10 protein-coding genes and 2 rRNA genes are annotated in these 12,429 nt (G+C 71.9%); 7 read left to right on the top strand and 5 right to left on the bottom strand.

Features of this window, described 5'->3' with window-relative positions:
* A 23S ribosomal RNA gene (locus ABZT87_RS12370) occupies positions 1 to 218 on the top strand; the annotation flags it as partial.
* Positions 219 to 304: 86 nt separating this feature from the next.
* A 5S ribosomal RNA gene (gene rrf / locus ABZT87_RS12365) occupies positions 305 to 421 on the top strand.
* 168 nt (positions 422 to 589) lie between these two features.
* Here rrf and ABZT87_RS12360 read toward each other — a convergent pair.
* Positions 590 to 1,276 carry a hypothetical protein gene (locus ABZT87_RS12360; RefSeq protein ID WP_355135370.1) on the bottom strand — a complete coding sequence of 229 codons (687 nt, stop codon included), beginning with the start codon at positions 1,274 to 1,276 and terminating at the stop codon, positions 590 to 592.
* Positions 1,277 to 1,345: 69 nt separating this feature from the next.
* On the opposite strand from ABZT87_RS12360, the gene ABZT87_RS12355 reads away from it, so the two are divergent.
* From ABZT87_RS12355 to ABZT87_RS12345, 3 genes are read left to right on the top strand one after another with little or no spacing between them, the layout of a single operon-like run.
* Positions 1,346 to 3,964, top strand: a complete 2,619-nt coding sequence (locus tag ABZT87_RS12355) for a valine--tRNA ligase (RefSeq protein ID WP_355067031.1) — start codon at positions 1,346 to 1,348, stop codon at positions 3,962 to 3,964.
* Positions 3,961 to 5,295, top strand: coding sequence for a folylpolyglutamate synthase/dihydrofolate synthase family protein (locus ABZT87_RS12350; protein WP_355135368.1), 1,335 nt, complete (start codon positions 3,961 to 3,963; stop codon positions 5,293 to 5,295). Before ABZT87_RS12355 ends, ABZT87_RS12350 begins: the two co-directional genes overlap by 4 nt.
* A complete protein-coding gene (locus ABZT87_RS12345; protein WP_355135366.1) occupies positions 5,292 to 5,780 on the top strand; it encodes a DUF4233 domain-containing protein in 489 nt (162 codons plus the stop codon). Before ABZT87_RS12350 ends, ABZT87_RS12345 begins: the two co-directional genes overlap by 4 nt.
* 42 nt (positions 5,781 to 5,822) lie before the next feature.
* Here ABZT87_RS12345 and ABZT87_RS12340 read toward each other — a convergent pair whose 3' ends face one another.
* Positions 5,823 to 7,415, bottom strand: a complete 1,593-nt coding sequence (locus ABZT87_RS12340; protein WP_355135364.1) for a VOC family protein — start codon at positions 7,413 to 7,415, stop codon at positions 5,823 to 5,825.
* A gap of 142 nt (positions 7,416 to 7,557) precedes the next feature.
* Here ABZT87_RS12340 and ndk point away from each other — a divergent pair, with 142 nt between their 5' ends.
* Complete coding sequence (ndk, locus tag ABZT87_RS12335) at positions 7,558 to 7,983, top strand: nucleoside-diphosphate kinase (protein ID WP_354862410.1); 426 nt, start codon at positions 7,558 to 7,560, stop codon at positions 7,981 to 7,983.
* 13 nt (positions 7,984 to 7,996) lie between these two features.
* Here ndk and sigJ read toward each other — a convergent pair whose 3' ends face one another.
* The 3 genes from sigJ to ABZT87_RS12320 form a co-directional block, all read right to left on the bottom strand.
* Positions 7,997 to 8,872, bottom strand: coding sequence for an RNA polymerase sigma factor SigJ (gene sigJ, locus ABZT87_RS12330; protein ID WP_355135362.1), 876 nt, complete (start codon positions 8,870 to 8,872; stop codon positions 7,997 to 7,999).
* Positions 8,869 to 9,312, bottom strand: coding sequence for a carboxymuconolactone decarboxylase family protein (locus ABZT87_RS12325; protein WP_354862407.1), 444 nt, complete (start codon positions 9,310 to 9,312; stop codon positions 8,869 to 8,871). Before ABZT87_RS12325 ends, sigJ begins: the two co-directional genes overlap by 4 nt.
* A 79-nt stretch (positions 9,313 to 9,391) precedes the next feature.
* The gene (locus tag ABZT87_RS12320; RefSeq protein ID WP_355135360.1) at positions 9,392 to 10,561 is read right to left on the bottom strand and encodes an acyltransferase; all 1,170 of its coding nucleotides are present in this window, start codon (positions 10,559 to 10,561) and stop codon (positions 9,392 to 9,394) included.
* Positions 10,562 to 10,735: 174 nt separating this feature from the next.
* Here ABZT87_RS12320 and ABZT87_RS12315 point away from each other — a divergent pair, with 174 nt between their 5' ends.
* Positions 10,736 to 12,286, top strand: a complete 1,551-nt coding sequence (locus tag ABZT87_RS12315; protein ID WP_355067035.1) for an alkaline phosphatase D family protein — start codon at positions 10,736 to 10,738, stop codon at positions 12,284 to 12,286.
* The last annotated feature ends 143 nt before the right edge of the window (positions 12,287 to 12,429 follow it).

Raw genomic sequence — 12,429 nt, 5'->3', positions numbered from 1 at the left:
GGTGTGCCAGTTGTCCCGCCAGGGGCACGGCTGGTTAGCTACGTTCGGAAGGGATAACCGCTGAAAGCATCTAAGCGGGAAGCCTGCTTCAAGATGAGGTATCCCACCCACCTTGGTGGGGTAAGGCCCCCAGCTAGACGACTGGGTTGATAGGCCGGAAATGTAAGCCCGGTAACGGGTTCAGTTGACCGGTACTAATAGGCCGAGGACTTGACTACTAAGCTGCTACGCGTCCACTGTGCAACTCTGAACAAGCGAACACCCGTGACGATGGTGCCGGGGTTGTTTGATATGTTCATAGAGTTACGGCGGTCATGGCGGAGGGGAAACGCCCGGTCACATTCCGAACCCGGAAGCTAAGCCCTCCAGCGCCGATGGTACTGCACTCGTGAGGGTGTGGGAGAGTAGGACACCGCCGGACAATCTTCCAGAAAAGGCCACCCCCAACCGGGGTGGCCTTTTCTGCGTCTCCGCCTCTGCGTTTTCCCGACTCCGCGCCGCTGATATCGGGCGCTTCCGCGGTCGTGGGCACCCCGATATCCGGGAAGGCGCGCCGCTCAACGAGGTCACACCGCCGGACGGGCCCGGATCAGTCGCGGGTCTGCATGTCCCCGCGAAGGTCGCGGAACAGGGCGCCGGCGTCGGTCACCGACCTACCGGGGAACATCGCCATCACGACGCTGCCGTGGTCCGCCCAGCCGCACACCGCGAAGTCGCCGCCGTCGCCACTGGTGCTGCCGCACTTCATCACGCCACCCAGGTCGCCCGCGGGCACCTCGCGCAGGCCGGTCACCGCGCCGGTCTCGTCGGACATGAGGCCGAAGAGGCTGTCCAGGTCGCGCTCGGGCTGCCACAGCAGCGTGGTGCCGCCGAAGATCAGCACCGAGCGCTTGTCGTCGGCGGGGTCGCGGTAGACGGTGCCGAAACTGCGGTCCAGCTCGATGTCGGCGGCCAGGCCGCTGCGCAGATAGTCCGCCGTGCTCTTGGCCCGCTCGCTGTCGTCCCGGGTCAACCCCGCCACCTGATCGGGTGAATTCAGCCGGGTGTCCTTCTGCTGCGCCACGCGCCACCCGCCGACCCCCAGCACGCCCGCTCCCGCGAGACCCACGGCCAGCGCTACCGCCCAACCGATCTTGCGGCGCCGGGACCAGCCGCCGGAGCGCTCGTCGGGGTCGCCCCCGGTGTCCCGGGTGCTCAGCTGGATGGGCTCCTCGGTCAGTTCGACCGGCTCGCGACTGTCGTCGAGCGAACGTTCGGTGAGATGTGCGTCGGACATAGCCGACACCGTACGCGAACGGCAGGTGGCGCACGTCAGGTCCGCGGAAGCCCTCCGTAGACTTGTCAGGTGACCGAGAGACTGGATGCCCGACGCCCCGACGCCCCGACCCTCGCCGGCCAGTACCAGCCCGGCGAGGTAGAGCAGCGACGGTACGAGCAGTGGGTAGCCGCTGGGCACTTCCGGGCCTCCGCCGACAGCGACAAGCCCCCCTTCACCATCGTCATCCCGCCGCCGAACGTCACCGGCTCGCTGCACATGGGCCACGCGTTCGAGCACACGCTCATGGACGCGTTGACCCGGCGGAAGCGGATGCAGGGCTTCGAGGCGCTGTGGCTGCCCGGCATGGACCATGCCGGCATCGCCACCCAGAACCTGGTCGAGCGTCAGCTCGCCGCCGAGGGCCTTTCCCGACACGACCTCGGCCGGGAGAAGTTCGTCGAGCGGGTCTGGCAGTGGAAGGCCGAGTCCGGCGGCGCCATCCTCGGCCAGATGCGCCGCCTCGGCGACTCAGTGGACTGGGACCGTGAGCGCTTCACCATGGACGCGGGGCTGAGCCGCGCCGTCCAGACGATCTTCAAGAAGCTCTTCGACGACGGCCTCATCTACCGAGCCAACCGGATCATCAACTGGTGCCCGCGCTGTCTCACCGCGCTCTCCGACATCGAGGTCGAGCACACCGACGACGACGGTGAGCTGATCTCGATCCGCTACAGCGACGAGGTCGTGGTGGCCACCACCCGGGCCGAGACGATGCTCGGCGACACCGCCGTCGCGGTGCACCCCGACGACGAGCGCTACCAGCACCTGATCGGCACCGAGGTCGAGCTGCCGCTCACCGGCCGGCGGATCCCGATCGTCGCCGACGCGCACGTCGACCCGAGCTTCGGCACCGGCATGGTGAAGGTGACGCCCGCGCACGACCCGAACGACTTCGAGATCGGCCAGCGCCACGACCTGCCCGCGCTGACCGTGATGGACGAGCGCGGTGTGATCACCGTGCCCGGCCCGTTCGAGGGGCTGGACCGGTTCGAGGCGCGGCCGGCGATCGTGGCCGCGCTGCGGGAGCAGGGCCGGATCGTCGCCGAGAAGCGGCCGTACGTGCACGCGGTCGGGCACTGCTCGCGCTGCAAGACGACTGTCGAGCCGCGGCTGTCGCTGCAGTGGTTCGTCAACACCGCCCCGCTCGCGCAGGCCGCCGGCGACGCGGTCCGCGACGGCCGGGTGCGCATCGAGCCGGCCGAGCTGGCCAAGCGCTACTTCGCCTGGGTCGACAACATGCACGACTGGTGCATCTCCCGCCAGCTGTGGTGGGGGCACCGCATCCCGGTCTGGTACGGCCCGGCGGGTGAGATCGTCTGCGTCGGCCCCGACGAGGAGGCCCCGACCGGCGAGGGCTGGCACCAGGACGAGGACGTCCTGGACACCTGGTTCTCCAGCGGCCTGTGGCCGTTCTCCACCCTGGGCTGGCCCGAAGAGACCCCGGACCTGGCGAAGTTCTACCCGACAAGCGTGCTGGTCACCGGGTACGACATCCTGTTCTTCTGGGTGGCCCGGATGATGATGTTCGGCCTGTACGCGATGGACGGCCGGCCGCCCTTCGACGTGGTCGCGCTGCACGGCATGGTGCGTGACCAGTTCGGCAAGAAGATGTCGAAGTCGTTCGGCAACGTGGTCGACCCGCTGGACTGGATCGACAGGTACGGTGCCGACGCCACCCGGTTCACCCTGGCGCGGGGTGCGAACCCCGGCCAGGACGTCCCGGTCAGCGAAGAGTGGTGCCAGGGCTCGCGCAACTTCTGCAACAAGCTCTGGAACGCCACCCGGTTCGCCCTGATGAACGGCGCACACACCACGGGCGACCTGCCGCCGGTCGAGCAGCTCTCCACCGTCGACAGGTGGATCCTGTCCCGGCTGGCGCACGTCACCGCCGAGGTCGACGAGCAGTTCGAGGCGTACGAGTTCGCCAAGGTGTGCGACCTGCTCTACCACTTCGCCTGGGACGACGTCTGCGACTGGTACGTCGAGCTGAGCAAGCCGGTGCTCGCCGAGGGCGGCGAGCGGGCCGATGCCACCCGGCGGGTGCTCGGGCACGTGCTCGACCAGCTGCTGCGGCTGCTGCACCCGGTCATCCCGTTCGTCACCGAGGAGCTGTGGCTCGCGCTGACCGGCGGCGAGACGGTGCAGGCCGCCGCCTGGCCGGTGGCCGACCGGTCGCTTGTCGACGACGCCGCCGAGGCCGAGCTGGCCGCCGTGCAGCGGGTGGTCACCGAGATCCGCCGGTTCCGTTCCGACCAGGGGCTGCGCCCGACGCAGCGGGTGGCCGCCCGCCTGGACGGGCTGGCCGGGGCCGGCATCGCGGCCCACGAGCCGCTGATCAGGTCGCTGGTCCGGCTGGACGCGGCCGGTGACGACTTCCAGGCCAGCGCGACGCTGGCCATGCCCGGCGCGGTCGGTGTCGCGTTGGACACCCGGGGGTCGATCGACGTGGCCGCCGAGCGGGCCCGGCTGACCAAGGACCGCGCGGCCGCCGAGAAGGAGGTCGCGCAGGCCCGAGCGAAGCTCGACAACCCTGCCTTCATCGGCAAGGCCCCCGAGCCGGTCGTCGCGAAGATCCGCGACCGGCTCGCCACCGCCGAGGCCGACCTGGTCCGGATCGACGCTGCTCTGGAGACACTGCCCTCGTGACCGACCGTACCGATTTCGCCGCCGCCGAGGCCGAGCTGAACGCCCGCGGCTTCACCCGCATGGTCTTCGAGCTGGACCGCATCGAGTCGCTGCTCGACCTGCTCGGCAGCCCGCAGCGGGCGTACCCGGCGATCCACCTGACCGGCACCAACGGCAAGACCTCCACCGCGCGGATGATCGACTCGCTGCTGCGGGCGTTCGGGCTGCACACCGGGCGGTACACGAGCCCGCACCTGGAGACCGTGCGGGAGCGGATCAGCCTGGACGGCGAGCCGGTCAGCGAGGAGCGGTTCGCGGCGGTGTACCGGGAGATCAAGCCGCTGGCGGAGCTGGTAGACGCGCGGTCGGACGAGCCGCTGACGTACTTCGACATGACCACCGCGCTGGCGTTCGCCACGTTCGCCGACGCGCCGGTCGACATCGCCGTGGTCGAGGTGGGGCTCGGCGGCGCCGAGGACGCCACGAACGTCATCCAGGCCGGGGTGTGCGTGATCACCCCGATCGGCCTGGACCACACCGAGTGGCTCGGCGACACCCTCCAGGACATCGCGCTGGCGAAGGCCGGCATCATCCACCCGGGCGCCACAGTGATCGCGGCGGCGCAGGAGGAGGAGGCCGCGCGGCCACTCCTCGACCGCTGTGCCGAGGTGGGCGCCACCATCGCCCGGGAGGGCGCCGAGTTCGGCGTGCTGGGCCGGGCTGTCGCGGTCGGCGGGCAGGTGCTCAGCCTCCAAGGCCTGGGCGGCATCTACGACGACATCTTCATTCCGCTGCACGGCGCGCACCAGGCGCAGAACGCCGCGGTGGCGCTCGCCGCCGTGGAGGCGTTCCTGGGCGCCGGGAGCCGACGGCAGTTGGACGTCGACGCGGTCCGGGAGGGCTTCGCCTCGACCAGTTCCCCCGGGCGGCTGGAGCGGGTACGCAACGCGCCGACCATCCTGCTGGACGGCGCGCACAATCCGCACGGCATGGCCGCCACCGTGACCGCACTCCAGGAGGAGTTCGCGTTCAGCAAGCTGGTGGCGGTGGTCGGCGTACTCGCCGACAAGGACGCGGAAGCCCTGTTGGAGTTGCTGGAGCCGGTGGTCGACCAGGTGGTGGTCACCCGTAACAGCTCGCCGCGGGCGATGCCGACGGCGGAGCTCGCCGCGCTGGCCGAGGAGGTCTTCGGCGAGGAGCGGGTGGAGTCGGCCGAGGAGATGCCGGACGCGATCGAGCTGGCGGTCGCGCTGGCCGAGGAGGACGTCCCCGGAGAGCTCAGCGGCGTCGGGGTCCTGGTGACCGGCTCGGTGGTCACGGTGGCCGACGCCCGCCGGCTGTTGAAGCGATGACCGGCCCCGAGCGCGGCCCACGCGCCACCGACGACCCGACCGGCCCGTCGGGCGGCCAGGCGGGCTCGTCGCGCGGCGAGGCGGGCTCGTCCACCGAGCAGGGCGCGGCCGGATCGTCAGTGGGGGAGCCGGAGGCCGGGCAGCCGCGGCGGTCCGGGCTGCGCAACCCGGAGCGGGCGGTACGCGGCCTGGGCGCTGGGACGCTCAGCCTGGAGGCGCTGGTGCTGCTGCTGGCCATCCAGCCGATCCGGGTGGTCGGTGGCGACCTCGGCGGGGCCGCGATCGCGGCGGTGGTGGCCCTGGCGGTTGCCGCCGTCCTGCTCGCCGGCATGATGCGCCGCCCCTGGGCCTGGCACGCCGGCACCGTGCTGCAGGGCCTGCTGATGCTGGCCGGTCTGCTGCACTGGTCGCTGTTCGTGCTGGGCATCATCTTCGCCCTGGTCTGGGCGTACGCGCTGCACGTCCGCCGGGTCATCCTCGGCTGACACGCCGACTCGTCCGGCGATGCTCCGGGAGGACCGGCCGGGTCAGGCGTCGGCGCGTTCGCGCCACTGGGTGAGGGCGATGCCGTGGCCGTCCGGGTCCCGGAAGGCAGCCGCCCACACCTCCAGCCTGCTGCCCCGGTTGACCACCCGGGGCGCGTACGTGAAGCGGACCCCGGAATCGCGCAGCCGGCCGTACGCCGCCTCGATGTCGTCCACCTCGAGGTTGACGTGCACCAGTCGGCGGCTGATCGGCGCCGCCCCGGTCACCTCGCGCAGCACCAGCCGGGTCGTGCCGAAGGCGAGCACGGCGTTGCCGGCGCCCTGGTCGACCTCGCTGAAGCCGAGCATGTCGCGGTAGAAGCCGAGCGACCGGGACAGGTCGGTGACCAGCAGGGTCAGGCCGACACCGCTGATCGGGCCGGCCGGATCAGTCGTGGACGCGCCGTCGTACCCGAAGATCGCCTCGTCCAGGTCCTCGGCGGTGACGGTCTCGCGGGCCTTTCCGGTCGGGGCCGGATCGTCCAGCGGCGGGTCCAGCGGGTCCAGCGGATCCATGGCGACCGGGCCGGTGCGCTGCGCCGGAGGTGGATCGACGCGCGGCGCGGCGGGCGGGTCGAGGCGGGCCTCGGCGGTCGCGGGCCGGTCGTCGGGCGCCGGGTCGACGCGGTCGTCGGGTTGGTCGACGCGGTCGTCGATCGGGGCGAGCGGGTCCGCGCCGGGCTGGTCGAAGTGCTCCTCCGCCGGTGGGCGCGGTGCGGGGGTGGCCCGTCGGGGCAGCCCTGCGCCGGGCTGCGGCTCGACGACGACGCCTTCGAGCACCACCGGGCCGCCCGGGCTCTGGCTCATCACCACCGGCTCGCGCTCGGCGGGCGCGACCGCCGGGTCGTCGCGCAGCGGGTCGGGGCCGCGCGGGTCACGGAACACCTCGGGGCCGCGTGGGTCACGGAACGGGTCACCGTCGCGGGCGTCGCGGAAGGGGTCACCGTCGCGGGCGTCACGGAACGGGTCACCGTCGCGGGCGTCGCGGAACGGGTCGCCGTCGCGGCCACGCGGGTCGAGGAACCCCTCGCTGTCGCGCGCGTCCCGGAAGTCGTCGTCCGTCGCGCGGTCGGCCCACGGCGGGGCGTCCTGCTGGATGAGCACGTCGTCCACGGCGTCGATGTCGCCGAACTCCGGTGGGAGGTCGGCGACGGCCGCCGCGGTCTCGGCGTGGGTGGGCACCTCGTCCCAGAGAACCTTGACGTGCCGCTGGTCGTCCAACGCGACCCGGATCGGCAGGGTCTGACCCAGCGACGGCCACTTCGAGACCGGCACCCGCGGCTCGATGATCTTCTTGGATCGGGGCGGCAGACCGGGCGCGTCGATGACCAGTTGCAGCTCGCACCGGCCGAACGCGTACTGGGTGGGTGGTTCGGAGGCGCTGTGCACGTGCGCCACGCCGACCACCCAGGTGCGCCCGCCGCCGCGTACGGTAGCCAGCGCGATCGCCAGCACCAGCAGGGCGACCCCGAGGGCCACGATGGCCCAGCTGGTCATGCCCAGCCCGAAGAGGACGACGAAGGTGGCCACGGTGCCGAGCACCGTGCCGATGAGCTTGCGTACCGGCGCGATGGGCCGGTTCCCGCCATTCGCCACAGTGGACCTCCCGGGGGTCAGGGCCAGGCTAGGCCGGATCGGCCACCGGGGGAAAGACCGGCCGCCGCGCCGGCGCCGGGACCGGGTCGCTAGGCTGACCGTACCGATCCCAAGCGTTCCGCGCGTACAGGAGGAACCCAGCGTGTCCAGCAACAGCCCGGATGAGCGCAGCCTCGTGCTGATCAAGCCCGACGCGGTCCGCCGCGGCCTGGTCGGCGAGGTCCTCTCCCGCTTCGAGCGCAAGGGGCTGCGGATCGACGCGATGGTGCACCGGACGATGGACGCCGCGCTGGCCGACGCGCACTACGCCGAGCACGTCGACAAGGCGTTCTACCCGCCGCTGAAGGACTTCATGACCGGTGGCCCGCTGGTCGCCCTGGTGCTCTCCGGCGACCAGGTCATCGACGTGGTCCGTGGGCTGGTCGGCGCGACCGACGGCCGCAGGGCCGCCGCCGGCACGATCCGGGGCGACCTGTCGCTGTCCAACCGGGAGAACCTGGTACACGCCTCCGACTCGACGGACAGCGCCAAGCGCGAGATCGGGCTCTGGTTTCCCGAGCTGAGCTGACGGCGCCGGGGGTTCAGCCGACCGGCGGCAGCTTCTCCGGGTTGCCCACGACGTAGATCCCGGTGATCCGGCCGGCTGCGGCGGTGACGGTCAGCGTGTACCGGCCGCCGTCGGAGCGGGTGAGCAGGATGGCGGGTTCGCCGTTCAACTCCAGCCGACGCGCCGCCCACTCGCGGCGTGGGCCGTAGATCCCGGCGTAGAACCGGGCGACCCGGTCCGCGCCCCGCAGCGGGTTGCGGGCGGAACGCACCCGGCCGCCGCCGTCGTTCCACGCCGTGACGTCCGCGGCCACCAGACTGGTGAGCGTCGCCAGGTCCCCGTTTCGGGCGGCGGCGAGGAACGCCTCCAGCAGCCGCTCACGCTCCGAGCGGCTGGCGGTGAAGCGGCGGCGCTCCTGGCGTACCCGCGTGGCCGCCCGGTGGTGCAGCTGTCGACAGTCCTCGGGGGTCCGGTCCAGGATCTCCGCGATCTCGGCGTACGGCAGGTCGAAGGCGGTGTGCAGGACGTACACCGCGCGCTCCGGCGGGGTGAGCCGCTCCAGCACGTGCAGCAGGGCGGTGGACAGCGAGTCGCGCAGCTCCGCGCGGTCCAGCGGGCCGAACGGCGAGGGCTCGGTCGGCACCGGCTCGGGCAGCCACGGCCCGACGTAGGTCTCGCGGGCCGCCTGCCGGGCCCGGAGCCGGTCCATCGCCAGCCGGGTGACCACCCGGGACAGGTAGCGGCGCGGTTCGGCCACGGTGGCGCGGTCCACGCCCAGCCACCGCAGGTACGCCTCCTGGAGCACGTCCTCCGCGTCGTGCCGGCTGCCGAGCAGGCGGTAGGCGAGCCCGAGCAGCATCGGCCGGTGCGCCTGGAGCGCACCGGCCGCCTCTGCCGCCTCGGTCGTCACACCTGCGCCGGGGGCTCCGTGTGCGTGGTCACGGCGATACGATTCCACACGTTGATTGTGGCGATCGCGAGGACCAGATCGGCCAGTTCCTTCTCCGGCCAGACCTTCGCTGCGGCGTCCCACACCTCGTCCGACACCCCGTGCTCGCCGAGCCGGGTCACCGCGTCGGTGAGCGCCAGCGCGGTCTGCTCCCGCTCGTCGAAGAACGACAGCGCCTCCCGCCAGGCGGCCACCGCGAACAGCCGCCGGCTCGACTCGCCGGCGGCGAGGGCGTCGCGGCTGTGCATGTCCACGCAGAACGCACAGCCGTTCAGCATCGACGCCCGCAGCTTGACCAGCTCCAGCACGGTGTGGTCGACGTTCGCCTGGACGTACTTCTCCAGGCCCGACACGGCCTGGTATCCCTGCGGCGCGACCTCGAAGAGCCTCATTCGTTGCATGACCAACTCCCTGTTCGATCCGACACCGCAACGACGGTTCGACCGGGGCGTGCCGTGACAACCGCGGTGGTGACCCCGGTCACGCGTGGCGGTGGGCCCGGCCGGAGGCCGTCGGAACGGTGTCGGCCAGCACCTCGCGCGGGCGGGGGATCCGGGGGCTGTCATCGACGGTGTCCACCGGTCGGTCGTCGTCGCGCGACGCGGGCCGCGCGACGCGGGCGGCGAGCCGCCGCCCCACCCCGATCGCGGGTAGCTCGACCCACCGGTAGAGCACGTCCGCGAGGATCAGCCCCACCACCACGGCGCCCACGAAGATGACGGTGCCGTGGCGCCCCCTCGTGGGCAGCAACCCGATCGCCACCCCCGCCGCGATGGACTGGACCAGGTACATCGAGTACGACCGTTCGCCGACGAAGACCAGTGGACGAAGCGCCAGTACGCGCGCGAGGAGGCTGCGCGACAGCAGGGCCGGCAGCAGCAGGGCGGCCGCCGCGGCGTAGCTGCCGATCAGCGCCTCCGGGCCGAGCCGGGCCGGCCAGTACCGCACGGCCACCTGGACCGCGACGAAGGCCATGATCACCGCGCTGGCCGTGATCGGGTGGGTCAGCGGCCGGAGCAGGGCGAAGCCCCGGGGGTGCTGCATGATCACGGCGATGAGGCAGCCGAGCAGGATCGCCACGTAGTGGATCGGCCAGCTCAGCCACGCGATCTCCGGCGGGATCAACGCGACGAGGAGCACGAGCAGGCCGAGAGTGACGGCCAGTCGGCGGCGGAAGACGGTGGTCACCAGCACGAACGCGATGGCCGGCCAGAACAGGTAGAACTTCTGCTCGATCCCGATCGTCCAGGAGTGCAGGTACGGGGCGCCGGCCGGCAGGAAGTCGTTGAGCAGGAGCAGGTAGTACGCCAGCGAGCGTTCCACCGCGTCGGCCGTGCCGCTGAGCCGGGCCAGTGCCCAGGTCAGGAAGAGCACCAGCAGGTACACCGGCATGATCCGGAAGAACCGCCGCAGGTAGAACGCGCGCAGTGAGACCCGCCCGTACCGGTGCTCCTCCCGCAGCAGCAGCGTGGTGATCAGGAAACCGGAGAGCACGAAGAACAGGTGGACGCCGATCCAGCCCGTCAGCCAGGCCCAGGACGGGCCACCGAAGTGGAAGGCGAAGACCATGACGGCCGCCACGGCCCGCAGGCCGTCCAGGGCGGGAAAGCGTCGCATGGCCTGGAACTCGTCGTAATCGAGCGGACGCACCGGCGAAGTTTGCGCGAGCCCGCCAACGGGGTCAAGCGGCGACCGTCGTCCAGAGCGGAGCGTGCGGCCGTTCCGGCCGGACAACCGGCGTTCGGACCCCGGTCATCCGGGCCGCCGATCGCGGTCATCTCCGCCCGGTAGACCGACGGGGTCAACCCATGACCGGGAGGAAGCATGACCGAGCTTGATCGACGTACCCTGCTGCGGGCCGGCTTGGTGGCCGGGGCCGGAGTCGCCGGCGGCGCGCTGCTGGGCGGCGCTGGCGCGAACGCCGCCCCGGCCTGGCGCCCGGCGGGACGCCCCGTGCTCACCCACGGCGTGCAGAGCGGCGACGTGACCGCCGACTCGGCGCTGGTCTGGGCGCGGGCCGACCGCCCGGGCCGGATGCTGGTCGAGGTGAGCCGGCGGCCCGACTTCCGGGGCGCGCGGCAGTTGCGTGGCCCGGTGCTCGGCCCGAGCGGAGACTTCACCGGCAAGGTGCGGCTGCGCGGCCTGCCGGACGCCGAGCGGCTGCACTACCGGGTCCGGGTGGAGAGTCTGGAGCGGCACGGGGTGGTCAGCGAGCCGCTGACCGGGTCGCTGACCACCGCGCCGGGCCGGCACCGGCGGCGCGACGTGACGTTCGTCTGGACCGGGGACATCGTCGGGCAGGGCTGGGGGATCGACCCCAACTACGGCGGACTGTCGATCTTCCGCGCGATGCGGGAGGCCCGTCCGGACTTCTACCTGTGCAGCGGCGACACCGTGTACGCCGACGGCCCGCTGGTCGAGTCGGTGACGCTGCCCGACGGGCGGATCTGGCGCAACCTGGTGACCCCCGAGAAGAGCAAGGTCGCCGAGACGCTTACCGAGTACCGGGGACAGTTCGCCTACAACCTGCTCGACGCGCACCTGCGGGAGTTCGCCGCGGCGGTGCCGCAGATCAACCAGTGGGACGACCACGAGGTCCTCAACAACTGGTACCCGGGGGAGATCCTGGACGACCCGCGCTACACCGAGCAGCGGGTCGACGTGCTCGCCGCGCGGGCCAGTCAGGCGTTCCACGAGTGGCTGCCCGTGCCGGACGACGGGCCGCTGTACCGGCGGATCTCGTACGGGCCGCTGCTGGACGTGTTCGTGCTCGACATGCGTACCCACAAGGACCCCAACGACGGCAACACGTACGCCGACCCGAAGCGCGGTCTGCTCGGCCGCGAGCAGCGGGAGTGGCTGATCCGGGAGCTGAAGCGCTCCACGGCGACCTGGAAGGTGATCGCCAACGACCTGCCGATCGGGGTCGTGGTGCCGGACGGTCCGGGCGCGCAGGAGGGCGTCGCACAGGGCGACCCCGGTGCGCCGCTCGGTCGTGAGCTGGAGTTCGCCGAGGTGCTGCGGGCCACCCACCGGGCTCAGGTGACCGGCATGGTCTTCCTCACCGCCGACGTGCACTACTCCGCCGCGCACCACTACGACCCGTCCCGGGCGGCGGTCGGTGACTTCACGCCGTTCTGGGAGTTCGTCTCCGGTCCGGCGCACGCCGGCGCGTTCGGCCCGAACGCCCTGGACGGCACGTTCGGCCCGCAGGCGGTCTTCGTGCACGCCCCGCCGCGCGCCAACACCTCGCCGGCCGAGGGCTTCCAGCACTTCGGCGAGGTGTCGATCGACGGCGAGTCCGCGGCCCTGACAGTTCACCTGCGCGACCGCGACGGCGCCTCCCTCTGGAACACCACCCTCCCCGCCCCCTAACCCCGCCCTCCCACCCTCCCCACCATCCCCTGTTGATCAAGAGGTTTGCGTCAGGATTTGGCGCGACGTTGACGCAAACCTCTTGATCAACGGAAGCATCCGCCGGGGTGGGGTGCACGCGGGATTACTCGGCGGCGGAGTGA

The sequence above is a fragment of the Micromonospora sp. NPDC005237 genome, assembly GCF_040607775.1.
In the GTDB taxonomy this organism is placed as follows: domain Bacteria; phylum Actinomycetota; class Actinomycetes; order Mycobacteriales; family Micromonosporaceae; genus Micromonospora.
The sequence above is the reverse complement of the archived record's forward strand: the minus strand, read 5'-3'. Positions and strand labels throughout refer to the sequence as shown.